At 55.8% G+C, this 25,973-nt stretch carries 24 protein-coding genes and 1 tRNA gene; 13 read left to right on the top strand and 12 right to left on the bottom strand.

Features of this window, described 5'->3' with window-relative positions; all coding sequences use genetic code 11:
* The first annotated feature begins 111 nt into the window (after positions 1–111).
* Positions 112–495, top strand: a complete 384-nt coding sequence (locus tag VAE55_RS03850; RefSeq protein WP_012256127.1) for a hypothetical protein — start codon at positions 112–114, stop codon at positions 493–495.
* Between the two features lie 248 nt (positions 496–743).
* Here VAE55_RS03850 and VAE55_RS03845 read toward each other — a convergent pair whose 3' ends face one another.
* Both VAE55_RS03845 and pepF read right to left on the bottom strand, forming a co-directional pair.
* Positions 744–1,520 (bottom strand): expansin EXLX1 family cellulose-binding protein, encoded by a 777-nt coding sequence (locus VAE55_RS03845; protein ID WP_322814491.1) that lies wholly within the window; start codon positions 1,518–1,520, stop codon positions 744–746.
* A 124-nt stretch (positions 1,521–1,644) separates the two neighbouring features.
* Complete coding sequence (gene pepF / locus VAE55_RS03840) at positions 1,645–3,456, bottom strand: oligoendopeptidase F (protein WP_322814490.1); 1,812 nt, start codon at positions 3,454–3,456, stop codon at positions 1,645–1,647.
* Positions 3,457–4,031: 575 nt separating this feature from the next.
* Between pepF and VAE55_RS03835 the strand changes: the two genes are divergently transcribed.
* A complete protein-coding gene (locus VAE55_RS03835; RefSeq protein WP_322814489.1) occupies positions 4,032–4,760 on the top strand; it encodes a potassium channel family protein in 729 nt (242 codons plus the stop codon).
* 5 nt (positions 4,761–4,765) lie between these two features.
* Here VAE55_RS03835 and VAE55_RS03830 read toward each other — a convergent pair.
* Both VAE55_RS03830 and VAE55_RS03825 read right to left on the bottom strand, forming a co-directional pair.
* Positions 4,766–4,841, bottom strand: a tRNA-Arg gene (locus tag VAE55_RS03830).
* A gap of 62 nt (positions 4,842–4,903) precedes the next feature.
* On the bottom strand, positions 4,904–5,998 hold the full coding sequence (locus VAE55_RS03825) for an NAD(P)-binding domain-containing protein (protein WP_322814488.1): 1,095 nt from the start codon (positions 5,996–5,998) through the stop codon (positions 4,904–4,906).
* A 336-nt stretch (positions 5,999–6,334) separates the two neighbouring features.
* Here VAE55_RS03825 and VAE55_RS03820 point away from each other — a divergent pair, with 336 nt between their 5' ends.
* A complete protein-coding gene (locus tag VAE55_RS03820) occupies positions 6,335–6,883 on the top strand; it encodes an AAA-associated domain-containing protein (RefSeq protein WP_012256132.1) in 549 nt (182 codons plus the stop codon).
* Between the two features lie 668 nt (positions 6,884–7,551).
* Here the strand turns inward: VAE55_RS03820 and VAE55_RS03815 are convergent.
* On the bottom strand, positions 7,552–8,811 hold the full coding sequence (locus VAE55_RS03815; RefSeq protein WP_322814487.1) for an MFS transporter: 1,260 nt from the start codon (positions 8,809–8,811) through the stop codon (positions 7,552–7,554).
* Positions 8,812–9,171: 360 nt separating this feature from the next.
* On the opposite strand from VAE55_RS03815, the gene VAE55_RS03810 reads away from it, so the two are divergent.
* The 7 genes from VAE55_RS03810 (at position 9,172) to VAE55_RS03780 (ending at position 14,669) form a co-directional block, all read left to right on the top strand.
* Positions 9,172–10,353 (top strand): MBL fold metallo-hydrolase, encoded by a 1,182-nt coding sequence (locus tag VAE55_RS03810; protein ID WP_322814486.1) that lies wholly within the window; start codon positions 9,172–9,174, stop codon positions 10,351–10,353.
* Positions 10,354–10,435: 82 nt separating this feature from the next.
* A complete protein-coding gene (locus tag VAE55_RS03805) occupies positions 10,436–10,684 on the top strand; it encodes a sulfurtransferase TusA family protein (RefSeq protein ID WP_322814485.1) in 249 nt (82 codons plus the stop codon).
* Positions 10,685–10,735: 51 nt separating this feature from the next.
* A complete protein-coding gene (locus tag VAE55_RS03800) occupies positions 10,736–11,311 on the top strand; it encodes a DsrE/DsrF/DrsH-like family protein (protein ID WP_322814484.1) in 576 nt (191 codons plus the stop codon).
* A 179-nt stretch (positions 11,312–11,490) separates the two neighbouring features.
* Complete coding sequence (locus VAE55_RS03795; RefSeq protein WP_322814483.1) at positions 11,491–11,853, top strand: rhodanese-like domain-containing protein; 363 nt, start codon at positions 11,491–11,493, stop codon at positions 11,851–11,853.
* Between the two features lie 39 nt (positions 11,854–11,892).
* Positions 11,893–12,390, top strand: a complete 498-nt coding sequence (locus VAE55_RS03790; RefSeq protein ID WP_322814482.1) for a protein tyrosine phosphatase family protein — start codon at positions 11,893–11,895, stop codon at positions 12,388–12,390.
* Positions 12,391–12,401: 11 nt separating this feature from the next.
* On the top strand, positions 12,402–14,168 hold the full coding sequence (locus VAE55_RS03785; protein WP_322814481.1) for a SulP family inorganic anion transporter: 1,767 nt from the start codon (positions 12,402–12,404) through the stop codon (positions 14,166–14,168).
* 90 nt (positions 14,169–14,258) lie between these two features.
* Positions 14,259–14,669, top strand: a complete 411-nt coding sequence (locus tag VAE55_RS03780; protein WP_322814480.1) for a rhodanese-like domain-containing protein — start codon at positions 14,259–14,261, stop codon at positions 14,667–14,669.
* A 369-nt stretch (positions 14,670–15,038) separates the two neighbouring features.
* Here VAE55_RS03780 and VAE55_RS03775 read toward each other — a convergent pair whose 3' ends face one another.
* The 5 genes from VAE55_RS03775 to VAE55_RS03755 all read right to left on the bottom strand — a co-directional run bounded on the left by VAE55_RS03775 (position 15,039) and on the right by VAE55_RS03755 (position 19,885).
* On the bottom strand, positions 15,039–15,434 hold the full coding sequence (locus tag VAE55_RS03775; protein WP_322814479.1) for a Zn-ribbon domain-containing OB-fold protein: 396 nt from the start codon (positions 15,432–15,434) through the stop codon (positions 15,039–15,041).
* Positions 15,431–16,057: a Yip1 family protein gene (locus VAE55_RS03770; RefSeq protein WP_322814478.1), complete on the bottom strand. Its 627-nt coding sequence runs from the start codon at positions 16,055–16,057 to the stop codon at positions 15,431–15,433. The genes VAE55_RS03775 and VAE55_RS03770 overlap by 4 nt, the downstream gene beginning before the upstream one ends.
* A gap of 77 nt (positions 16,058–16,134) precedes the next feature.
* Complete coding sequence (locus VAE55_RS03765) at positions 16,135–17,301, bottom strand: thiolase C-terminal domain-containing protein (protein ID WP_322814477.1); 1,167 nt, start codon at positions 17,299–17,301, stop codon at positions 16,135–16,137.
* Between the two features lie 18 nt (positions 17,302–17,319).
* Positions 17,320–18,369, bottom strand: coding sequence for a hydroxymethylglutaryl-CoA synthase (locus VAE55_RS03760; RefSeq protein WP_322814476.1), 1,050 nt, complete (start codon positions 18,367–18,369; stop codon positions 17,320–17,322).
* A 196-nt stretch (positions 18,370–18,565) separates the two neighbouring features.
* Positions 18,566–19,885 carry a hydroxymethylglutaryl-CoA reductase, degradative gene (locus tag VAE55_RS03755; protein ID WP_322814475.1) on the bottom strand — a complete coding sequence of 440 codons (1,320 nt, stop codon included), beginning with the start codon at positions 19,883–19,885 and terminating at the stop codon, positions 18,566–18,568.
* Between the two features lie 171 nt (positions 19,886–20,056).
* Here VAE55_RS03755 and VAE55_RS03750 point away from each other — a divergent pair, with 171 nt between their 5' ends.
* On the top strand, positions 20,057–20,749 hold the full coding sequence (locus VAE55_RS03750) for a hypothetical protein (RefSeq protein WP_322814474.1): 693 nt from the start codon (positions 20,057–20,059) through the stop codon (positions 20,747–20,749).
* A 7-nt stretch (positions 20,750–20,756) separates the two neighbouring features.
* On the opposite strand, the gene VAE55_RS03745 is transcribed toward VAE55_RS03750, so the two are convergent.
* Entirely contained in the window at positions 20,757–20,954 is a 198-nt protein-coding gene (locus VAE55_RS03745) for a response regulator (RefSeq protein ID WP_322814473.1), read from the bottom strand.
* Between the two features lie 27 nt (positions 20,955–20,981).
* The gene (locus VAE55_RS03740) at positions 20,982–21,626 is read right to left on the bottom strand and encodes a sensor histidine kinase (protein ID WP_322814472.1); all 645 of its coding nucleotides are present in this window, start codon (positions 21,624–21,626) and stop codon (positions 20,982–20,984) included.
* A gap of 434 nt (positions 21,627–22,060) precedes the next feature.
* On the opposite strand from VAE55_RS03740, the gene VAE55_RS03735 reads away from it, so the two are divergent.
* Complete coding sequence (locus VAE55_RS03735; RefSeq protein ID WP_322814471.1) at positions 22,061–23,140, top strand: aminopeptidase P family protein; 1,080 nt, start codon at positions 22,061–22,063, stop codon at positions 23,138–23,140.
* Between the two features lie 382 nt (positions 23,141–23,522).
* Positions 23,523–25,652, top strand: a complete 2,130-nt coding sequence (gene ligA / locus VAE55_RS03730; protein WP_322814470.1) for an NAD-dependent DNA ligase LigA — start codon at positions 23,523–23,525, stop codon at positions 25,650–25,652.
* The last annotated feature ends 321 nt before the right edge of the window (positions 25,653–25,973 follow it).

Genomic DNA, 25,973 nt, shown 5'->3' with positions numbered 1-25,973 from the left:
GAAACATTTTTCATTTTTGCCCCGTTTCATGCTCCTCCCACGACGCAGGAGTCGTTCGTCAGGTAGTGTAGTACGTGATCATTGTCGATCACATAAGGAGGAAGCAGCACTATGATCGACCCACTCGTCCAACGCTTGCTAGAGCAGGTGCTCGACACACCAACCAAGCTGCACATGCTCCTGATGTTCCACGAACATCCACGCTGTGAATTGACCGCAGCCGCAATTGCCGAGCGGCTCTTCCGTGATATTTGGAGTGTAGAGCAGGCGCTTGAAGACCTGACCGCTGCCGGCTTCCTGTCAGTAGCCCAGGTCACAGGTGGTCAACCCGTGTATCGATATACACCGCCGCCGGAATGGCACGAGGCAATCCGGCGTCTTGTCCGTAGTTACAATGATCCTATCGAGCGTGATATGATTCAGCGTACCATTCGTGATCTGTCAGTTTATGCTTCATTCCGACGCAGTGAGCTGGAACGGTTTGAGTTTGTCTGACAGCACAGCAGGGGCAGTTCATACATGCCTCTGCCCCCTTCCTGAATGGGAATGCAGAGCTGAGCAAATTCTGGTTTGACCATAGCTTTGCCCAGCCACACGTTGGACGGTAACACTATTCACATCCGACAGATGAAGAAAACAGTTCAACACCTTTTACCGATCAGGTAAAGGTGTTGTTCTTGTCTGCATTCCCATACGACATATTGTCTCCAGCGATCAGCAGAGGATGAGGCATAGTCTGTAACCTACGGCCCGTAAGGAAACTGACCCGTCCCGCTCACCAGTTCACCTGGCGAAGGACTGCTACTTGATAGTGTCGTAAACTGTACCGTCTCGATCAGGACGTTACCGTAAATGTCAGTTATGCGCAAGGTAAAGGGGCCGAATTCACCATTTGCACACTGACACTGCCTGATGAAATAGTTGTATGTAGTTCGGTTCAGTTGTACCCATTGTCCCTGGGGTGTACGATATTCCATGCGGGCAATCGGATTACGATGATGGCGAACCTGAAATGCCAGCCACCACGGATTACTGCCATCCTTAAGATGAAATTGCACCGGCCCGCTAAGTGGTGGGCTGATCACACGCCAGGTGATCGGAACTCTTCCCCAGGTGCGCGGGGCAATGCGATCAAAGGCTTCGGGGCTGAGATCGAGATGGTTTTGCCCACAACCGGGGTTGTCCGGGCACATATCAACAATCCGTACCACGACACTACCTTGCGGCCCGAAGACCTCAACATACGCACCGCAGTAATCGGCATTTCCGTAATTGAGATAGCTGATCGCGGCAACCATCTTATCGCCAGGAATGGGATCAAATAGACAACTCCCGCTGCCATCGGCTTCGAGATAGAAGGTAGCTTCACCGCTCAGCAGTGGATTTTGGGCCGGACGTACCACTAAAGGCAGATGAACACGATACGGAGGTTGGGTAAAGACTGGGGTGGCAATAAGCCAGAAAAACCATGTCAGGCAGATTACGAGAGCGATCTGTAACCTTCCGGCAGACCAATGCATGCAAAACCTCTTTCAACCCCTCCCATGACCAGCGTGCTAACGAGCATCGGATAGAAGTCACCATACTCCGCAGAGACAAAGCAACGCTTCGTCTCTGCGGGTTGGCTACCTCTCAAGTGCCAGTTTAGCCGGCACTCGCTACCAGTTGCTCTAACCGATCAACATACGAAGCCATTACGGCAAAGGTGCGTTCAACCGGTTTGGGGGAAGCCAGATCAACACCAGCCCGCCGTAAAATATCGAGCGGGAAGCGTGAGCCACCGGCTTTCAAAAACTCGTTGATGTAACGCTCGGCAGCTCCCGGCTCGCCGGCAATAATCGGTTCAGCCAGCGCATGCGCACCAGCGATGCCGGTTGCATACTGGTAAACGTAGAAATTCGCGTACAAATGGGTTGAGAATTGTGCCCAGGTATTCCCGACCCGTGCCCGATCAACAACTACCTCGGTACCGTAGCCCTCGGCGAAGAGATCGGCCATCAGGTCATTAAAAATGGTAGCAGTCAAGGGTTGACCACGTTCGGCACGCTGATGGATCGCCAGCTCAAAGCGTGCCAACGTCGGCATGATGAAGAAGTAGCGGTGAAAATTGGCCATGGCCTCTTCGATAATGGCAATTTGTGCATTACGGTCAGTTAAGGTCTTGAAGAGATAATCACGCACCAGTGCCTGATTAAAGTTTGAAGCAACTTCAGCCAGAAAGAGGCCGTAATTCGTGTAGATCACGGGCTGGATGCGTCGGGTATAGTACGAATGCATCGAATGGCCTAATTCGTGGGCTAGGGTACTGAGACCAAAGATGTCATCGTTGTACGACATCATGATAAACGGGTGAGTGCCGGGCGCACCCGTCGAGAAAGCGCCGGCTCGCTTGCCACGATTTGGGTAGACATCAACCCATCGCTGTTCACGCAAACCACGCCGCATAATCTGGACGTACTCCCGACCCAGTGGCGCCATACCCTCGCAGATCCAATCAATAGCCTGCTCGTAGGGCACAACCATCGGTGTCGCCAGGGGAGCTTTGGTATCGTAGACGTGCAGCTCATCAACCCCCAGCACTGCCCGTCGGACTCGCCAGTAGCGGTGCCAGATCGGCAGATGACGCTCGAAGGTCGCAATCAGGTTATGGAAGACTTCGAGCGGAATAAAGTTCGGTTTCAAGGCAGCTTCCAAGGCTGAAGCGTAACGACGAGCACGGGCAATGAAAACATTCTGCTTCACCCCGGCAGCCAGACACTGCGCCATCGTATTTTCCACCGCAATGTGGGCATCCGCATAGCCTTCCCAAGCATTCTTACGAAGTGTACGATCTGAATGCGTAATTAATGCGTTGATCGTACCCTGAGTGATTTCGTGGGTTTCTCCATTGCTATCGTATGCTGGTGGAAAACGCAACTCGGCATTGGCCAATACGCCATGTACGGCACTGGCGGCAGCGAAGGGATCACGCACCTGACCCAGCAACTCTTCAACCTCGGCTGAACGAATGTGAGCTGCCCGCGCAATCAGACGCTCGAAATAGTGGTAGTAGGTAGTCAGATGCTCATCATGCTCGGCCCACGCCAGCAACTGATCTCCACCGATGGCCAGTAACTCCGGTTCACCAAATGCCAGCGCTGCACTGGCACGTGCCTGCAAACCAAGCGCACGATCACGCATCGCACTTGCTTCGCGGTCGTTGGTGTCAACGGTATAGAACATGGTAGCGAATACCGTAATCTGACCAACATTACGCAGGATGTCCTCACTCAGCGCCAGGAACTCGCCAATCACCTGCGGCCCTTCATGCAGGCGACCGCGAAACTGAGCAGCACTGGCGATCATGGCATCGGTCTCGGCAATTGCCGCTTCCCACGCCTCCTGTGACGGAAAAATGCTGTATGGATCCCACTTGTACTGATCGGGGATTGCGCTACGTTCTTTCACTGTCGGCATAGTCATTGTCCCTTCGATACGATAGCGGTTCGCAGGTATTATACTCTCCCAACGACAAACCGTATTTGCGGTATGGCCGATGGTGCCCGCAGCAACATATCAGCACGGGTAGCATACCTTCAGATCACCACTATATGCAAATATCCTCCACGGCATTCGATGCAAGCGACAGCATGACAAAGCCATCCGAACGCCGTTCATCCAGACCAGAGACACACCTGCGTGCGATTCGGATTGAACATCATCTGGTGAGGAGAACTTGTTTCAACCTATAGCACCGGCAAACTTGTACAATGGAAGTAGTGCGTCTGAACATCGTCTGGTGGAGAGAACTTGTTTCAACACCGGCCATCGGCAGACGAACGAGCGCATGCGTCCACTGCAAAAAGAGTTTATGCTCCTAAAGGTACGAAGGCGCAGAACCGCTATTTCGTGTCTTAGCGTCTTTGTGTCTTCGTGAGCGAACAGACTTTTCGCAGGAGCGTCAGCGCATGGAGAAGACTACATCCTTGCCTGAAAGCCAAAAGTTGTTTATCGTTACAGTATCTCCATCGTTGATTACCAAGGAGGTGACAATGTCATCGGAACAACGTGCCACCCTCTTGTATCGATTTGAGCGGATGAGCGAACTGCCGATGCTCTTGCTGTCATTTGGCTTCCTGATCATCTTCTTCCTGGTTGAGAGCAACGTGTTTGAAGCAACGATCACCCTGGTTCTTGATGGACTGCTCTGGCTCATTTGGGGGATATTCCTGGCTGAACTGGTGGCAAAACTCTACCTGGCACCTGATCGTCTACACTATCTACGCTCACATTGGTTTGAAGTCATCATCATCGTCTTACCATTCCTTCGCCCCCTGCGTCTGCTGTGGCTACCCATCGTGCTCGCTCGTCTCTGGAAGCAATCGCAGCGTGCTCTACGCCGCAAGATGCCGGCATTCATCGGGGTAAGTAGCCTGGTTATGGTATTGATTACCGCGACCCTGATGTTCATCGCCGAGCGGGGTTCCAGTGGCCCGATCACATCGTTCGCCGATGCCATCTGGTGGGCACTGACCACTATCACAACGGTCGGCTATGGGGACACCTATCCGGTGACCGCATTGGGACGGGGAATTGCCACATTTCTGATGATCGCGGGGATTGCTCTCTTCGGGCTACTAACAGCTAACGTAGCAGCCTTCTTTGTTGAAGAAGATACGGTTGATCGCAGTCAGGCCGATTTAGCAATGATTAATGAGCGTCTTGCCCGGATTGAGCAATTGTTGGCGGAGATAGTTCAGCGAGAGGCACATGAGCAATAACAGTATGGCGGGGCTGGCGCGACTCGAACGCGCAACCATCGACTTAGAAGGTCGGTGCTCTATCCATTGAGCTACAGCCCCGTATTCCCATACTATACTGCAAACCGGGCAATTCTGGCAAGATCGATCCGGCAGTAGAATGCTTAATTCGCCGCAATCTGCTCAAAACTCAATTGATAATTTCGGGTTGCCACATCACCCAACCGTGACGGCCAGCGCCCGGTCAGAGCCTTGGTAATCTTGCCGGCATGCTCGTGGGAATTCTCGATGAATAGCGTGTAGCGCTGCTGAATCCCGGCGGCAACGGTACCGGCCAGATACAAACCCGGCACATTCGTCTCCATGGTTGCCGGATTGTAGAGCGGAACTCGATTCGGCCCTTGCAAGACCACGCCAGCCTGTTCGAGCAGACGCTGATCACCACGAAAGCCGGTTGCCAGCAACACAAAATCGGTCGGGTGGTAGAAATGATCGGTTGTTGGTTGACCCTCTTCGTCAGTATGTGCCAGCACCACACCGCTGCTGTCGATAGCAACGGGTGTTGTGCATGCTAAAAACCGAATTGTACCTGCCTCGACCTGCGCCAGAAAATCGGGCAATAACCAGTGCTTCACGCGCTGCGAATCAAGCTGAGATCGGCGATACGCCAGCGTCACCTGAGCACCGGCACGCCAGCAACGCAGTGCCGCCTCTACCGCCGAATTCTTGCCACCAACGATCAGCAACCGACGCCGAAAGTAGTCGTGTGGATCGCGAAAATAGTGACTGACGTGCGGTAAATCCTCACCGGGAATATTGAGCCGGTGCGGGTAGTGCATATCGCCGATAGCCAGTACCACACGCCGGGCACGATAACGACGCTCACCGCTGTGCGGTCGGGTAATCAGCGTAAAACCCTCGTGGTCGGGAATCAGATCGCTTACCGGTTCGTAACTCTGGATATGCAGATCGAACAGCTCGACGACCGACCGCAAATACGCCAGATACTCTTCGCCGGTAATCCGTTGTTGATGATTGTTTTGAATCGGCACCCCGGCAATTGCCAGCCGTTCGGTCGTGCTGAAGAAACTGGTATTGCGCGGCCACCACGTCATCGTATAACCAATCTGATGTGCATCGAACTGAATATAATCAACCCCGGCCTGTTTGAGACAGACCGCTACTTCGAGACCAATCGGGCCGGCACCAACGATTGCCACGTCGTGCTCAGCCGTAAGCGGTAATTCCTCGTAGTGCATGAACTCTTTCCTCCGTTGACGATCTGAATTATTCCATGTGTATCATACCTGGAAACAGGTACAACCATCTCAACTTCGATGTACATGACTGACGGCAGAACATTCTGGATGATCAACAAGTGTCCAGACCACGACCAGGAAGTTCACCGTAACGAATACCCTGCCTTCGCCACAACTGCTGAACAGAGCCACTTACCCCGCCACGACAATCCGCACAGGCTGTCGGGATTCCAGATCATGCGAACATGTGTTAAAAATCCCTATTGACACAAACGTTCGAGTATGATATGGTAAAAGTGTAGTACGAGTAAGTACGTGCAAGGAAGAGGAGGAACCATGATGCTGACCACAGCAGATATTCCACAGGCCGATGTACTTTGGGATGTAGCGCGTGTCGCCGAAGCAATCGCTCGCGGGCGGATGACGGCTGAGGAGATTGGCGCCTATCTCGGCGCAAAAGGTCAGCGTCAAGGTCTTTACTACATGCAAGCCGCTCGCATCATCGGGTTGATTGAAATCAGCGAGCAAACCGAAACAGCCCAACTCACCAAGTTCGGACTTGCCTTCACCCGTTATAACCGTGCCGATCAGCGCTCCGCACTACGCCGCCAGCTCCTGCGCTACGAGCCAACCCGTTCCGTCATTGCCGCCCTCCGCAACGCCCCCGAAGGTCTGAGCCGCAACGATGTTGCCCGTATCCTGCAACAACTGGCTCCCCTGGCCGAATCAACCGCCCAACGACGCGCATCCACAGTCACCGCCTGGCTTACCGAGATCGGGCTTGCCGACTGGCGCGATGACCGGTTGTACTACTGTGGGCCATCGTTACCATTACCCTTACCAGCAACCCCACACAATTCAGCATCGTTCGCGCCGGGTGTGTGACGAACCGGCATGGAAGACGGACAATACCTCATCTGGTAGCACAGGAAGCAGGGTGCAATGCCAGCATTGCCTTCTGGCAATATGACTGAGCATGAAATAAGGGGTATTAGCGCTCTGATGCCAGCGTGGTATCACTGCGGGGCTTGAGCGACAGGGACCGTCACGGTACGGATGCGAGAATCAGTGCTCGTGCGCCTGCGTGGTATCACTGCGGGTTGCATCATCGATCAGGTTGGGTACTAGACCACATCCGCGAATCAGTGCTCGTGCGCCTGCGTGGTATCACTGCGGGGCCTGAGTGACAGGGCCGTCACGGTACGGATGCGAGAATCAGTACTCGTGCGCCTGCGTGGTATCAATGCAGGAGAAGATACGTCTCTCAAGCTAATGTAGAACTTATTTCATACAAGCTGTGCTATCGTGCTCCCAGTCTGTTGCCCGGGCGCCAACGCAGCATAGCCTGCTCCCAGGCTACCGGTATGGCAACGTGGAAGAGATGGATCGCCACGACCAGATCACTCTGGTACAACCTGGTGGGCTGATACGCCAGGCCGAGCGGCGAGCGAACCGTACATTGGGTGTGACGGTAACTACTCACCAGACCATATCAGAAGAGATGCGCTGGTGTGATCTAAAGGCGTGTGTTCTCAGACACGTATCTGCACTCATCACGCCACCTGCTCGGCCCGCACCGGCACCGCCACCTGCCAGTGCAACATTGCCATGCCGATCAAGCCGACGATTGCCAGTAAGACAAAGATCATCCCGTAGCCAGTAAAGGTTGCCAGCACCCCGACCAGAACTGGCCCTGCCGCCGCTACCGGTGCTAATGCCAGATTCGCTACCCCAATGTATGTTGTCCGTTCCGCAGATGGGCTGAATGCAAAAACCAGCGTGAAGCCGGAGAGTTGATAGCCGGCCTGGGCCGCGCCAACCAGCGCAAAGATGATAAAGAACCACGTACTGACAGGGGCCAGCAATGCTAGCACTAACGCAGCCATACCCGTGCCGGCTGACAGCACCAGCACCTGTTTGTGCCCCCAGCGATCTGCCAGCGCTCCCAGCCCGATATTGCCGACCGCCTGAGCGGCCAGCATCACACCGGTGAACAAACCAATATCAGCCACCGGTACGTGAAACCGCTCTAGGGCAGCCGCCGTGAGAAAGCTATGGCCGGTCAAACCGAAGGCAATCGCAGCCCGACAAAAGAGATAGTGGCGAAATGCAACATCGCGGCGCAGTAATGGCCCCAGGCCACGCAAGAAGACGTGAAAGGGACGGGCCGGTATCGGTGCCTGGGCCGGCTCTACCGTTAGTGCCAGGAAGATGTATGAAACCACCATCGCAGCAAAGCAGATCAGGGCCAGTATGCCTGCACTCTGAGGAAAGGGCTGTTGCGCCAGAATTGCTGCGGCAAGGGCACCACCACCGATCCCGAACAGACCACCCAGACCGGCCTGCAAACCAAAAAAGACACCCCAGCGCTGCGCCGGAATGATACGGGCAATCAAATCTTGCCAGGCGATTGAGGTTAGACCGGCACTCGTTGCGAAGATCGCGTATAAACTCAGTACAATCACCAACAGGACACTTGCCGGTAGATCGGGCATCGTCAGCAGAATAATGCCCAACGCCAGAAACGGTAGCCGTTCACCAATGGTTGCCATCAATACCCACGGTTTGCGGCGTGGTTGTGCAGCAATGAGTGGTGCGGTAAATAAGCCCGGTAGCAACCAGCCGGCAAAAAAGATGGCCGGAATCAGTCCCTGCACCCAACGGGCATCGGTCAGGCGCTCGACAATTAACGGCAATACCGTAAAACGCGAGACCAGGCTAATCCCAAACGTAAAGGCACTCCCATCGAGAACATTTAACCAGAAATTGCGCTGGGCATAGCGGGCCAACACCGTCTCTGACGACGAGGTCATAGTAGCGTTCCTTACCTTGTTTCACCGCTGATCGTTCAATTATGACAGCTTCCATCGTAGCGCTGTCGTACCGATCACGGATCGTCCGCCCGACGGATCGTGGTGATTGAGCAGCAATCAGGGCAAAACCCTGTGCGGTCATCTATACAAAGTGGCGCTCCCTGACATGCTTTGTTGCTGAGATATCAATACCATCATCTGCCAGTACCCCACCATCATCGTATCAACCACTTCAATCTGCCGCCAATCCTTACCAAACCCTAACAAAACCCTCGTAAGACTCTAACGCTGGCGCGGTATGCTACAAGTGAACAAAAAAAGTATGTCGGTTCACGAAATTGACGAAAGGGTAAGTAAGTAATGACACTCACACCAGAACAATCGACGGTTACTGAAATTTCTCCCCGCGATCTGTATGCCCGCTTGCTGAGTGCGCAACCACTCTTTATCCTCGACGTGCGCAACGAAGAGGAGTTTAAGCGAATGCCAGTTGAGGGTCAAGCAACGCTGCGCACGCTCAATCTGCCCTATTTTGATTTCATCGAGGATGAAGAGGCAGCTCTGGCACGCCTGCCAAAAGATATTGAAGAAGTCATTGTGATTTGTGCCAAGGGCGGCGCTTCCCAGTACGTAGCCGAGGTACTGAACAATCATGGCTATCGTGCCGTATCGCTTAGCGAAGGCATGATCGGTTGGGGCAACTACTACGATGTCCGCGACGTGGTGAAGGCCGATTGGGGACGCATTGTTCAGATTGCCCGACCTGCCCGTGGCGATCTCAGCTTTGCCGTGATCAGCGATGGTCAGGCAGCACTGGTCGATCCACTGCGCCACATTCAGGTCTACCGCGAACTGATCGAAAACGCGGGTGCCCGATTAACTGCTATTCTCGACACCCACGTCCACGCCGATCACATCAGCGGCGGCCCTGCGCTCAGCAAAGAGACCGGTGCTCCGTACTATATCCACCCCTACGACGCCATTCACCCCATCGACATGTTGCCGGCTGTGATCGCCTACGAGCCACTCCGCGACGGGCAAACCTTCCAGATCGGTCAGGTACGTATCACCACCATCTGGTATCCCGGCCACACCCTCGGCCAGGTGAACTTCCTCGCCGAGACGCCGGATGGCGGACGCTACCTCTTCACCGGCGACGGAATCTTCCTGCGCTCGTTCGGGCGTCCCGACCTCGGTGGTAAGGGTGAAGCCTGGACCCCCATCCTCTACCGCAGCATGTTCGAGTGGCTGCCCCGGCATCTGACCGACGACACCGTGATCCTGCCGGCCCACTTCAGCACACTCGATGAGGGCGCCGGTAATGGCATCTTTGCCGCACCGTTTGCTCAGGTTCGTGCCCAAAACGACAGCCTGCAACCGCGGTCGCTCGAAGAGTTTACCAGCTACGTCCTGAGCCACCTGCCGGTCTTCCCACCAGAGTACGTGGAAATCAAACGCGTCAACATTGGCCTGGTCGAAGCCTGTGAGGGCAAAGCCAGCGAGCTTGAGCTAGGCAAGAATATCTGTGCACTGGCCGGGTAACGGTGTACAAAGGTATGAGCACTGGCGGCAGATCACGCTACTGCCGCCGCATATACAGTACAATACAAGGAAGGAGAATCATATGCCACACTTCGATCAAACGCTTGATGTCAAAGGGGCAAAATGCCCGATGCCACTGGTGAAGAGCCGCAAGGCGATTACCGAACTGCCGGTAGGTCAGATTCTGCAAGTTATCTCGACTGACCGCGGCTCGGTAGCCGACTTTCAGGGCTGGGCCAAGACGGCGAAGAATGTCGAACTGATCGCCCAGGAGACGGTACAGGAGAATGGTCAGGAGCTGTACGTCCACTATCTCCGCCGCACCGCCTGACCCCACATTCGGTTGCGCTGGTAGATCAACACAGGCAGAGGATGGAAAACAATGACAACACCAATGACAGAAACAGTTGACATGCAGGCGCTGCTGAGCAGGATTGCCGAACTGGAGCAGCGGGTAGCCGCACTCGAGCAATCACCGGCCCAGAGCATCGAAGATCGGCTGGCGATGGTCGTCTTCTCTGGCGATCTCGACAAAGCAATTGCCGCATTCATTATCGCTACCGGCGCTGCCTCGATGGGTCTGGAAGTGAGTATGTTCTTCACCTTCTGGGGCATTGGTGCCGTCAAGAAGCAGAAGGTCTTCAGCGGAAAGAACCTGCTCGAACAGGGCTTTACCGCTATGCTCCCCGGCAAACTGGGTGAACTCGGTTTATCGCAGATGAACTTCTTCGGCGCCGGCGCCCAGATCATTCGCAACCTGATGAAACAGCACGATGTCGCATCGCCGGAAGAACTCTTCGCCATGGCGCGCGAATTGGGTGTACGGATGGTCGTATGTGATATGTCGCGTGAGCTGCTCGGCATTAAAGATGAAGAGCTGGTTGATGGATTGGAAACCGGTGGGGTAGCAACCTTCCTCGGCGACGCGGCCCGGGCCAAAGTAACGTTGTTCATTTAGAACCTATCCGCAAAAATCGCTTCTGAGGCACTTTTCGTAGGGCGAGATGGCATCTCGCCCTACTTTCCGGATAGGCTCTTAAAAGAACAGGTAACATTAGCAAAGTCATTGATCGGCGACGGCGCGATCACTTCGCAAGCAGAGTGCGCCGTCGTTTCTTGTGAAAGGATATTGAGACCATGTTTCGACAACTCTTTCGCCGTGATGCAGCCCAGAATCACATTGCCACTATGACGGTTCAGGAGCTGAAAACACAATTGGATGCCCGTGCTCCGATGGTATTGATTGATGTACGCCAGCCTGAAGAATTCGCTTACGACGGCCACGTATCCGGTGCCCGTCTGCTACCGCTGCCAGTGCTAGCCACACGCCTGAATGAACTACCAAAAGATCAGCCGATTGTCTGTATCTGTCGTTCAGGTAATCGTAGCCAGATAGCCTGTGAGATGCTTCAGCGTCATGGCTTCACCAATGTTACGAACGTCGTTGGTGGTATGATTGCCTGGCAGCGAGCCGGTTACCCGGTGAGTCGCCAATATTAAGGTTGAATCGCTCTTGTTTTACAAGATATGGACACCACTATGCAACATCAGACTACATGCAATACACTTCAGCACCAGACCGAAGTTGCACCATTACGCAGCTACGCGGTTACCGAGAACGTGTTGCTGGCTGCCCAACCGCAGCCAGAAGACTGGCAACGATTTGTTGAGGCCGGCTATCAAACCGTGCTCAATATTCGCAGCGATCCCGAACGGGCGGCGCAACAGGCTGCCAATGCCCGCGCTGCCGGGTTACGCTACATTCACGCCCCGTGGCCGGCCTATGAACTGGAACCAGAACATCTTGCCGAATTTGCCCGCATTGTAGAAGACCCGGCCACCGGCAAATTGGTTTTCCACTGCCGCAGTGCTACGCGCGTTGGCCTGATCTGGATGCTCTATCGAATGGTACATCAGGGCTGGAGCCGCGAGCAGGCTGAAGCCGAATTGCGTGCAGCCGGTTACGAGGATGATGCTATCGAGACCTTCGACTTCTGCGCCGGTGATTTCTTTGAACGAGTCGGGGCACAGGCATAGGGAGTGAAATTATGGCGCCCGTTTCAGCTCATCGACCCGATGTGCAAGCAGCATTGCTAGCGATGATCTATCGCTATCTCCCATTCCTCAACTGGCTACGTCATTACCGTCGTGAACACCTGCCGAGCGATGTGGTTGCGGGCATTGTGACGGCGATCATGCTCATTCCCCAAAGCATGGCCTACGCTCAACTGGCCGGTCTGCCCCCCCAGATCGGCCTCTATGCCTCTGTTGCGCCGCTCATCGTCTACGCGCTTCTCGGCACCTCCGGTCAGCTCTCGGTCGGTCCTGTTGCCATCACCTCGCTCCTCGTGTTCAGCGGTGTCAGCAGTCTGGCCGAGCCAGGCAGCGCACGTTACATCCAGTTAGTGCTGTTACTGGCGTTCATGGTTGGTGCGATCAAGCTGGCATTTGGTGTGCTCCGGTTGGGAGCGATCCTCAACTTTATTTCGCATCCAGTACTGACAGCGTTTACCAGTGCCTCAGCACTGATCATTGCTGTTGGTCAGCTCAAATATATTCTCGGCTACCGCATCGGCGGCGAACACATCCACGAGACCATCGGCCAGGCAATTGCCGGTCTAAGCCAGACGAATCTGGTCACACTGACCATCGGTCTGGTCAGCATTGGCCTCCTCGTCTTTTTCCGTCAGGGTTTACGGCCCTTGCTACGCCGGACAGGTCTCCCGCCATTGGCGATCACGCTGATTGTAAGCGGCGCACCGCTGCTCACCGTCATCCTGGGCATCCTGGTCGCCCAAACCTTCCTCCTGGATCAAACAGCCGGCATTGCGGTGGTAGGAGCAATTCCGGCGGGTCTCTCGCCAATCAGTGTACCGGCATTTTCCATGGCCGATGCGCAGGCGCTCTTACCAACTGCCCTGACCATCGTGCTGATCAGTGTCGTCGAGTCTATTGCGGTAGCGAAGGCCCTGGCCAGTAAACGCCGGCAGGCTATTGATCCCGATCAAGAACTGGTGGCACTGGGAGCTGCCAACATCACTGCCAGCTTCTTCAGTGGCTATCCGGTTACCGGTGGCTTTGCCCGCTCGGTGGTGAATGCACAGGCCGGCGCCATCACCGGTCTGGCGTCACTCATCACTGCCCTCGGAATCGCGGTGATTCTGCTCTTCTTCACCCCAGTCTTCTACTACCTGCCGCAGGCAGTCCTGGCCGCCACCGTCATCGTCGCCGTCATCGGACTGGTCGATCTGCGTGAACCCCGCCGTATCTGGCGCACCAACCGTGGCGATGCCTTCACCTGGTTGATCACATTCCTGGCGGTCCTCACCCTTGGTATTGAAACCGGTATCTTCGCCGGTGTTGCCTCGGCGCTCGTTCTCTACCTCTGGCGCACAAGCCGCCCTCATATCGCGATGGTGGGTCGCTTGGGTGACAGTGAAGTGTACCGCAACGTTGAACGGTATCAGGTCAAAACGTGGCCGCACGTCGTGGCGGTGCGCGTTGATGAGAGCCTCTACTTTGCCAATACCCGCTACCTCGAAAGTGCCCTGTTGCAGATTGTTGCTGAACGACCATCGGTAAAACACCTTGTGTTGATCGGCTCAGCGATTAACTTTATCGACTCCAGTGCACTTCATACGCTTGAACATCTCATTGACGAACTGCGTGATGCCGACGTCGAATTCCATCTGGCCGACATCAAAGGGCCGGTGATGGATCGGCTCAAGCAATCAGAATTAATTGACAAAATCGGTCACGATCATATTCATCTGACGACCCATACTGCTATGCTGGCATTGGGTTGCCAGGATTAGCAGCTTATCGAAAACACCATTCTGCGAGTGGGTGAAGCCAACACCTTCGCCCACTCAATTGAGTAGCTCTATGCCGAAAGGTTTTCGACCATGAAATACCGTTTTCTGCTTATGCTGATGATCGGCCTGGCATTATTAACTGCATGTGGTACCACCACTGCATCAACCTCGACCACCAGCACACCGGCGAACATTACCGTTGCCCGGCTGAAGAGTATGCTCGACCAGAACGAAACCTTCTTCCTGCTCGATGTACGCACACCCGCCGAATTTGTCCAGGATGGCCGGATCGCTCAGGCCACGCTCATCCCACTTCAGGAGCTTGAGCAACGGCTGAGTGAACTGCCAACCGACAAACCCGTCGTCTGTATCTGCCGTTCAGGAAACCGCAGTTCAGTTGCATGCAACCTCCTCAAAGAGCGCGGCTATCAGGCTATCAATGTGACCGGTGGGATGAATGAATGGAAGGCCGCCGGCTACCCGACGGTGTTCGGGCAGTAGAACTCATAAAAGCTGTGCGGTCGTGTTCCCAGACGGTCGCACAGGCGCATAACGCTTACTAATTGCCAACTTTCAGGCTGCTGATATGGCAGTGAGGAGGGCTGACGACCATAGCCAGAGCCATCACTCATTGGATTGAGTCATTACCGACCGTCATGCGCGTGGCGCGGCATTTGGAGTGTGACAACCATGCTGCCGCGCCAGCCGTGCTTCATGCCGGGTGCGTGTCAAACGGTTGACCTTGCTGGTCACGGGGATGCTGGGGGTGGTCGTTACGATCATAGAGTCTGTCAGCGATGCATGAGACACCTTACAGCACGACAGGGTGTCCGCATGTGGACACCCTGTCACACACGTGTAGCATTGAGGTTATCCAAGGCGAGGGCGAAACTTATACCCGTACACTAACACCCCATCTTCACCAGAATCCATCAAGCGGCGGGTAACCATCTCGACCGGCATACCGATTGCCAGATCGACCTCATCACAGTCGGTCAACTGAGCCGTTACCAGCGGGCCTTCTTCCAGGCGCACCAGGGCAACCGGGTAGACCCCAAAACTGGCGAATCCTTCGGGAGCCTGTCGCAGTACGCTGAAGCTGTAGATTTCACCTCGCCCACTCAACTGATACGGCTGCCAATCGTTCGGATCTTCGTCGAGCGCGGGTGGCTGCGGCGGAAAACGAATCTCACCGGTATAACGGTGACGTTGTCCTTCGAGACGGTATCGCGGAACCCGATCCCGCCAGTGACGGGCTATCTTCATGGTGCCAGACCTCCTATCAGGCCAACTATAACAGCAAGGCCAACGGTAACACACAAGAACAGCAAAGTAATAACCAGCAGAATGATGGCAATGTAAAGCGCCTTCTGCGATGGTAGGTTCATGCCGGACTGAATTGCCAGATAGGTGAGATACACTCCATAGATGGAAAGACCGAGCAACAGAATATTGCCGACCAGTGGTATGACAGATACAATGCTCTGAGCTACTGCCAGCGGTGACGAGAAGAGCGAGATGCCCCAGGCCAGCTCACCGAAGCTACCAGTACCGCCGAAAGCCCTGCCTAACAGATAGATGAAACCCCAAATAATAAGTGAACCGATAATCGTGCCGAAAATCCCTCCAAAGATAGCAATGATCGGATTACTCTGCTGAGCAATGGCCGCTTCAATGGCATCAGGTGGCACACCTTGCGTCTCAAGTTGCGTACGCAACTCCCCAACTCGTAAAGGTGCTGTAATTGCTGCAAGGATACCGTTGATTACACTTGCAATGACCGCATAGATCAACGCCCAGACCAGATTGTCACGCTCATGTTGCTCGAACGACTGAACCGACGGCCGGCTAAGGACAGCAATACTACCATTGACCATTTCCTGAATCACGGGAACGCTCCTTGGGTACAACAGGCCGAAGACAACCTTATTGTACCTGACACAAGCATTTCTGTGAAGAGGTGAACTTACGATTCGCGAATCAGAACATGGCTGACAGCAGTCGCCCCGATCCCGCCGAGTGACTGGCTCAGACCAATCCGGGCATTGCTCACCTGGGTCGGGCCGGCCTGCCCACTAAGCTGACGGGTCAGTTCGATCACCTGATAGACCCCACTGGCACCCCCCACATCACCGCGTGCTTTGTAACCGCCGAAGGTAGCAATTGGCGTCTTCCCGGTTGGGGTGATTGCGCCCTCGGCTGCATAGCGCGGTGCTGTTCCAGGTTCGTAGCAGCCAATTGCCTCCAAGGCAAGGGTGGCAGCAATTCCGTGCGGATCGGTCAATTCCCACACCTGTACATCACCAACACCCAGATGCGCCCGGCCAAGCGCAGTATGGGCACTCGCCCGCGCTGCACTCAAGTCGAGCGGATTTCGCCGCCGATGGAGCGCCGGATGATCGGTGGCAACAGCCGAACCGGCAATGCGAAACCGTGGGCGGTCGAGTTCACGGGCAATCTGCTCACTCACAACGATCAGCGCAGCAGCACCGTCGGCCAGCGTACTGCAATCGAGCATGTTCAACGGTGAAGCGATCTGGGCGGCTTTCCGATATTTATTCGCATCAATCGCAAAGCGGTACAGCGCCAGCGGGTTATGCACACCGTTGGCGTGAGCATTGATCGGAAACGGCGCAAATGCATCGGCGGTATAGCCATACTCGTGCATATACCGGCGCATCAGCATCGCCCATTGTGCCGTTAATGTCACCCCGTGCAACGCCTCTTCAGTGCTGTCGGCAGCCATTGCCTGCGCGGCCTCGATCTCATCTTCGAGATGATCGGTGACCTTATCAACCCCGATCACGAGCGCCACCGCCACGCCGTTTTGCACGGACTGCACCGCCTGGTACAACGCCAGCGCTCCACTGGCACCAGCCGCCTCAACGCGATATGCCGGAATCGACGGTGAAAGCCCCAGGATGCTGGACAGATACGCACCAGCCTGGCTTTGACCGTAGAGTTCCTCGCTGAAGGCACTGCCAACATAGAGCGCTCCAATCTGATGCGGCGCAATCTCTGGCGCACTCGCCAGTGCCGCCCGCGCTGCCTCACTCACCAGATCAGCCAGGCCACGGCGATAATGTTCGCCAACGGCAGTTGCCCCCATCCCTGCAATATAGACATTGGTCATTGTTGCACTCCTGATAGACTATCCCATCACCAGCTTACCACGCCACTTCGCATAGACGGCGTAATCAATCATCACCGCCCGTTGCAGGTAGGCCGCGACCAGCGATGCCCGCTCACGACGTTCCAGAACGGCTTCGGTAACAGTAAGTGCATAGGCATCGGAACCGGCCCCACTGCCGTAGGTCGTCATAAAAATCGTCTCACCCGGTTGTGCCACATCGAGGATAGCGCAGAGACCAAGCAGCGCTGCCCCGGAATAGGTGTTACCGATCTGAGGGCTGAGCAAGCCGGGGGCAATTTGTTTATCGGTGAAACCCAGGCGTTTGGCAACCACTTGCGGAAACTTGGCATTGGGTTGATGAAAGACAGCATAGGTGAAATCGGCTGCGGTGCGGTTGAGCTGGCGTAACAATTCGGTAGCCGCTGACTGAATCTGATGGAAGTAAGCCGGTTCGCCGGTGAAGCGATTACCGTGCACCGGGTAGGGCCGGTCGGCGCGACGATAAAAATCGGGCGTATCGGTCACATATGACAACGTGGCATCAATGGTTGCCAGTGCCTCGCCGGCCGGACCAACGATCAGCGCTGCGGCACCGGCGGAAGCGGTGTATTCCAGCGCATCACCGGGACGGCCCTGCGCTGTATCGGCGCCGACGGCCAGCGCATAGCGTTGCATACCACTGCCAACCAGCGCCATCGCTGCGGTCAGCGCTTCAGAACCGGCTTTGCAGGCAAACTCCCAGTCAGCGGCGCTTACCCAGGGGCCGGCTCCCAGCGCATCGGCAACCACCGTCCCCGAAGGTTTCACGCTGTACGGATGGCTCTCACTACCGATCCAGACTGCACCCAGCGCCGTCGCCGGGATGGCGGCTCGGGCCAGCGCATTGCGGGCCGCTTCAATAGACATCGTAATCGTATCTTCGTCAGGACCCGGAACACTCTTCGCCTCGATTGGCGTTCCACTCTGCCCATCAGTCCAGACTCGGGCGATCTCGCGGGCAGCAATCCGGTACCGCGGGATATAGGCACCGTAGCCGACAATACCGACAGGATGCTGTGGTTTCATCATGAACTGTACTCCATGCAGATGTCAGGCATACCCAGACCGGCTCACCTTCCGCAGGCGAACCAATACGTACCGAATCCTCATCTGTTATCGGGAAACAGAGAGTCCCTTCACCGGGCAACCTGCCGGTGAACACAGGCGCATCATCGCGCTGTTGGTGTCGGGGCGGCCTGCAGAACAAGCCGCCAGAGGTATCACATTAGTTGTGCGTGGGGTTACCTATCGTGCGCCCTTCGAGTTCGGCAATGATCTCTTCAGCCCGCGCCAGTTTGATATTCCGCTCGGCGACCATACGCCGGGCAACTTCATCAACCAGGGTACCACTGGCGCCGGCAGCCATCGCGATCTGGCGGGCATGCAGGCTCATATGTCCCTGTTGAATACCCTCACAGGCCAGAGCACGCATCGCCGCCAGATTATTCGCCAGACCGGCAGCGACACAGACCTCGGCCAGTTCAGCAGCGCTACGCACACCGAGCAGTTTCAACGCGGCCTGGGCGGTGGGATGGACTTTGGTTGCGCCGCCCACGATCCCTACCGCCAGCGGCATTTCGAGCGTACCAACCAGGTTACCCTGCGCATCACGCTCCCAATGAGAGAGTGACGTATAGTGACCATTGCGGCTGGCGTAGGCATGCGCACCCGCCTCTACCGCACGCCAGTCGTTACCGGTTGCAACCAGCACCGGGTCAATGCCGTTCATAATGCCCTTGTTGTGGGTTGCCGCCCGATAGGGATCGACCGCAGCAAACGCATAGGCCCAGAGAATGCCTTCAACAACCTCTTCGCCACTCAAACCGTCGCGGGCCAGCGATGCCGCCGGCACCACACAACGGGCACGAGCCAGCCGACGGTCGGTCAGATTCGAGAGAATGCGCAGATAGACCTTACCACTGGTCATCTCGGCCAGCAGCGGCGCAACCGCCTCGGCCATCGTATTCACCGCGTTGGCGCCCATCGCATCGCGGCAATCGATAATCAAATGCACAACCAGCATCGGCCCCATCGGGCTGGTGGGGAAGAACCGCACCTCAACGTCGCGTGCTCCGCCACCCAGACTGACCAGCGAGCGACTTTGCGCATTGGCCAGGGCAAGAATCTCTTCCTTACGCGACAAAATCGTTTGCCGGGCCTGATCGGGGTCGTGAACATTGACCAACTGTACCTGACCGATCATCAGTGGTTCGGTACTGCTCGTCTCAAACCCACCCCCGTCTCGCACCATCCGCGCCGCGTAGCTGGCCCCGGCCACAATTGACGGCTCCTCAACCACCATCGGAATTAGATAATCACGACCATTGATGCGGAAGTTGGTTGCAATACCGAGCGGCAGATTATAGGTACCGATCACATTCTCAATCATTTTATCGGCACGCTCAATCGTGAGCGCACCACCATAACCGCCGTGCAAGGCGCGTAAGTCTTCATCGACTAATCCATCAAAGGATTTCACCATTTGCAGTCGCTCAAATGGATTAAGCTGATAAAAACCTTGTAAACGAGAACTCTTAGTCCCCATATGAGGACGCCTCCTTCTCTCAATACGTATTTACCCTCCATTGTTACGATACCACGACAATAGTCGTGAAACGGTTAACAACAACTGTCAAAACCTATCATACGCCTGTCTGGTTGCTGTCATGAGAGCTATACTGTGCGTGGATTGACGTATGGTACAATAGAGTACGTGATGTACAAACGTCTGTTCGTATTCGTCGTAGTCCTGTCTTACCTGAGCGCCTGTGCAACAACGCCGTTGCCACCGCTCTTATCTGAGCTGCTCACCCGCACGCCGTCTGGCGCGCAGGAGATGATCGCTTTTCTCTACTACGATGAACAAGGGGGACGACTGGTGAGTAGTCTGAGTGTCAGTGCAGATCGTCCGCTACCACTTGACCCACCTGAGCGACAGGTCTGGCTCGGTGGTCTCGATCCACCGGCTGATATATCTCTGACTAATGAAGCTGGTGTGCAATACGGGCTGGTCATCGCCAAGGGAAACTGGCAATCTGCCGGCAACTACGGGCCAGGCGGACAATGGCCCTACACCCTCATCACGCCATCGTTTCAATCCATCATCCCAGATAGTGTCGAACTGGGGCAACTCTTCAGTGACAACCGCTACGAAGGACGCCTGGTGCAGGTGAGGGCTGCGCTATTGCTGGCTGATGGTACCAGCTTACTGGTCGACTCCATCGGGGCTGGCGGTATTCCGGCGGCCGGTGCCCGTCAGGTCAAACTTTTGCATGGCGAGAGTGATCAAGCAGCTTTGAGCCAATTACAGGCCAGGGGCAACGTGCGCTACGGTTACGTTGACGTGATCGGTGTCTGGCGGCAGGGGCGACTGGAACCACTCCTGATCAGACCGCTGCCGTCAGAATAGCGCGTACCTATTGCAGGAGACGCTGCAGGGTGAACGGCTTCGTCAGAATTGGTGTTATGTCAGAACCTACGTATTCGCTGTCCACATAGGCCGAGATATACAACACCCGTGCCTTCGGATGCAATATACGAAGCCGTTGATACAGTTTACCACCATTGAGCGTCGGCAGCATCGCGTCGGTGATCAGAAGATCGATAGTTCCCACGTGGCTGGAAGCTAAACCCAACCCATACTACACATCCGTCGCCTCTATCTGATACCCATGCAAACGTAGCGCACTGGCAATCAGGTGCAACGGTGACGGTTCATCTTCAACCACCAACACCGTCTCGTGACCAAAGAGCTGATCTTTACCGAACGCAACATCTTCGACAACCGCCACTGTATCCATCAGCGCCGGCAGGTATACAGGAAACGTTGAACCCTGACCGGGCAAACTCTGCACATCGATGTAGCCGTGATGCTGCTTCACAATCACGGCAACCGTCGCCAGGCCAAGCCCGGTACCTTTACCAGACGGCTTTGTGATAAAGAATGGTTCAAAGATGCGTGAACGGATCGCCGGATCGATCCCACAGCCGGTATCACTAATCTGTAAAATGACGTAATGACCGGGTGGAATATGAGAGAGGCAGGGAAATTCAGCGTCTCCAACCTGCACAGACACCGTGGTAATGGTAATCGTCCCGTTGCCTTCAATGGCATCACGCGCCTTGATCACCAGACTCAGCAGTATCTGTTCAATCTGATTGACATCCGCCTGCACCGGTGGCAGATCTGACGCAAGCTGTAGCTGAATATCAATTCGTTCCCCGATAATCCGACGGAGAATCGCCACAAAATCGCCGACAACCCGACTAATGTGTGTTAGCTTCATCTCAATTCGTTGCCGACGGCTAAGCGTTGTGATGTCGTGTCCTCCGTTATAGTTACCACATACGCATCGGTAACCCGCTCTTTGTATTGCCAGACAGCCGGTTGTTGGCTTTGCACAACTCCTGCCTGAAGGCAAAAGGTCGCTACTATGAGCATGCCGTGCGAATTTCACACCTTAATCAGTTCACATGTCGGCATTCTGCTCAGAAGAAGCCTGGCTGCTCACATGAGCTGCCTCCCATCGAAAGTATGGAGCAGGCCCCATCCACTGGTCACTCAACACTGAGAGTCCCGACAGGAGCCCGCTCGACCTACCAGGATTCGATAGTGCCCCTTACCGCACACAGTCTGCTTTACCGGTTTGTCACACACTCTGCATATATGGTGTAGGATAACAGGGTCACACGATTACGTGGAAAGACGAAAGGACAGATAATGACGAACCGATTGCAACAATTACGGGCAACACTAGCCGCACGCGAATTACCGGCAATGTTGCTCACTGCGCCAACCAGTCGTCGCTACATCAGCGGCTTCACCGGTAGCGCCGGTGCTTTGCTTATCAGTGCCGAAGCCGCCTTCTTGCTGACCGACGGTCGTTATCTGATACGAGCTGCGGCTGAAGCACCGCACTTTACCCTGCGTGAGGTACGTCCTCCTGCCAAACCAATGACCGCCCTGATCGCCGACGTGGTGAACGAACTGAGCATCAAACGATTGGGTTTTGAAGCGGCAGTCATGACCGTTGCTGAGCATCGTCAGTACACCGCTGCACTTGGTAATACTATCGAGCTGGTTCCCACCGAGAATATTGTGGAAGAACTACGGATGGTCAAGGATGAAAGTGAAATTGCGCTCCTGCGCCGGGCCGCCGCTATCACCGATGCTGCCCTGGCCGCAGTGCTACCCTCACTCACCCCTACCATGACCGAGCGTGAAGCGGCATGGCGCCTCGAAGTAGCACTGCACGACCTGGGTGCCGAAGGAACGTCTTTCCCGATAATCGTGGCTGCCGGTCGCAATAGTGCCCGCCCACATCATACGCCGGGTGATGATGTTTTGGGTGAAGGCCAACCGATCATCATCGATATGGGAGCCCGTCTTGATGGCTACCACGCCGATTTGACCCGCACGATTGTGCTCGGTCAACCCGACGACACCTTTCGGGCAGTGTATGCGGCAACCCTCAAGGCACAACAGGCTGCCATGCAAGCCCTTCGCCCTGGATTACCGTGGTCTGAAGCTGATGCCATCGCTCGCCGCGTCATCGGCGAGGCCGGCTACGCTGAAGGTATCGCGCACAGCCTCGGCCACGGCGTTGGCCTGGTGATCCATGAAGCACCCTGGCTCCGAATTACCGCCCCTGACGCACCTCCCAGCCCGCCGTTGCAGGCCGGAATGGTGACTTCTATAGAACCGGGCATCTACCTGCCAGAATGGGGTGGGGTGCGGATTGAGGATTTGGCCCTCATCACGACCGATGGGTACGAGGTGCTGTCACAGGCGCCGAAGTAATCAGGCACTTGCCACACAAGATCGCCAGCCACCTTGCTCAGATGCCACAGGCTACCCTGTGGCGTTCCAACCAGCAAGTGGTTATCGCCGTACACACATTTCGTTGCCGGTGTATTCGCATTGCCCCACACGCGATGGGCGTATCAAAACGCGACTCCGACATCGTTCCCGAAAACCTGTGTTACAATAATGCACGTATGTTCGTATAAAAAATGCTGGAGAAACACGAGACCCCCTGACAACTGCCAGCGGGTCTCGCGTGGGGGGGGTTATCTATATGATAACGGTTCTTTTACTTTTTGGCAACCCCCCAACGGTACTACTTTAGACCATTTTTTTATAGTACCTCCGACGAACTTCTACCGTAACCGTGGAGTTTCCAATGAGCCATACGACTGTCGCTGATCGCATCAACGAGCTACGCAGCCTGATCCGCCGCTACGACTATCACTACTACGTGCTCGACGATCCCATCGTCAGCGATGCTGAATACGATGCGCTGATGGCTGAATTGCGCACATTGGAGGCGGCACACCCAGAGTTAATCACTCCCGACTCGCCAACCCAACGGGTAAGCGGGACACCTGCATCTCAGTTTGCCAAAGTACAACACCCGCAGCCGATGTTATCACTCGGTAATGCCTTTACGAAGGCTGATCTCCTGGCATGGCGGGATCGGGTACTACGCCTCCTTGGCCCCGATGCCATGGTAGCCTATGTGGTCGAACCAAAAATTGATGGCCTGGCCGTTGCGCTGACCTACCACGATGGCCGTCTGGTACAGGGGGCCACCCGTGGCGACGGTGAGGTTGGCGAAGACGTGACGGCAAATCTGCGCACTATCGGCAGTATCCCGCTGACACTTCAAGCGACCGGTACGCCCCAGGATGATGACTTGCCGATGACGTTGCCGGCCACGATAGAGGTGCGGGGTGAAGTCTACATGCGCACGGCTGATTTCGAGACGCTGAATGATCGGCTTGCCGCCGCCGGAGAGAAAATCTTCGCGAACCCACGCAACGCTGCTGCCGGCTCGTTGCGCCAGAAAGACCCCACAATTACCGCGGCCCGTCCGCTCCGCTTCTTTGCCTACGGTGTTGGTGTCGTGGAGGGTATTTCACTCAACAGTCAATGGCAAACGCTCCGCTATCTGCGCACACTCGGCTTTCCGGTCAACCAGGATGTTCGCCGATTCACCGACTTCGCTGAAGTCCTGGCCTATTGCGAAGCCTGGATGGCCAAACGTGACGATCTACCTTACGAAGCCGATGGGGTGGTGATCAAGATCGATGATTTCGCCCAGCAACGCGAACTGGGTGTTGTCGGTCGCGATCCCCGCTGGGCAATTGCCTTCAAATTCCCGGCCCGCGAAGCGATCACCCGCTTGCTCGATATTACGGTCAATGTTGGTCGTACCGGCGTCGTCACACCCAACGCTGAACTGGAGCCGGTGCAGATCGGCGGCGTGACAGTACGAAACGCCAGTTTGCACAATGCCGATTACATTGCCCAGCGCGACATTCGGATCGGCGATTATGTCATCGTCAAACGCGCCGGTGACGTGATCCCCTACGTAGTCGGCCCGGTGATCGCCCGCCGCAATGGCAGTGAGCGGCCCTGGCAATTCCCAACCCATTGCCCGGCCTGTGGCTCACCGCTTGAGCGCGAAGAAGGTGAGGCGGCCTGGCGCTGCAACAATTTCAGCATCTGCCCGGCCCAACTGGTACGCCGGGTTGAACACTTCGTCAGCCGATCAGCCCTCGAGATTGTTGGGATGGGTGAGCGACAGGCAGAACTCTTCGTCCAGCGCGGTCTCATTCGTGATGTAGCAGACATTTTCTTCCTGAAAGCCGATCAACTGGCAGAACTGGAGGGATTCGGCCCGAAACGGATCGCCAACCTGCTCGCCGCCATTGACGCTGCCCGGCAACGGCCACTCGACCGGCTCCTGGTCGGGCTGGGTATCCGCTACGTCGGCACCGTCGCCGCCCAAACTCTTGTTGCGGCGCTGGGATCACTCGACGCGATCATGGCAGCGCGCCAGGAAGAACTGGAACAGATTCCCGGTATTGGCCCGGTGGTAGCGGCCAGTATTGTTGATTTCTTCTCACGTCCAGCAAACCGGACGCTGATAGAGAAGCTGCGGGCAGCCGGGGTGCAGATGGGTGGGGTGAGTGGTCCAACGCGCCAGAGCGACACGCTCGCCGGCAAGACATTTGTCTTGACCGGAACGCTACCCTCGCTGAGCCGTGAGCAAGCCAGCGCACTCATTGTTGCCCATGGCGGTAAGGTGACCGATAGTGTGAGCAAAAAGACCAGCTATGTGGTGGCCGGAGCCAATGCCGGGAGTAAGCTCGCCAAAGCACTCCAGTTAGGGATTCCGGTCATCGACGAAGCTGGTCTGCTGGCATTGATCGGAACAACGGCAGAACCACAACCATCGCCACCACCACCTCCACCGGGAACCAACACCAACGGCGATCAGTTGCTCTTACCGCTTGACGGAGAATGACCTGACGGCGTGGCAGTACGCCGCTCCAGCCGTGCCGGCACGTGCTGGAGCAATACGCTGCCACCGGGCCAGTCGCTCAAAACAGCACCTATGGCGCGATCATACCCGCTGATACACACGTGGTTGACACCAGTTGTGGGTAATGCATAGCCCCAGCAGGGGGAGGTTGAGAGGGGATAAAGAATAATTTGCCCAGATTGCCGCCTGGGTAAGTGCGTTCCTCCCTCCAGCGGGGGGAGGTTGGGAGGGGGGGCGGGATTCAGGTGATCGGGAGCTATCTGGAGCACGCCCACTCCCCAGCGGAGCGAGGCCAGGCTGGGG

The sequence above is a fragment of the Chloroflexus sp. genome (assembly GCF_034432675.1).
In the GTDB taxonomy this organism is placed as follows: Bacteria; Chloroflexota; Chloroflexia; order Chloroflexales; family Chloroflexaceae; genus Chloroflexus.
This window is presented reverse-complemented; position numbering and strand designations above follow the sequence as displayed.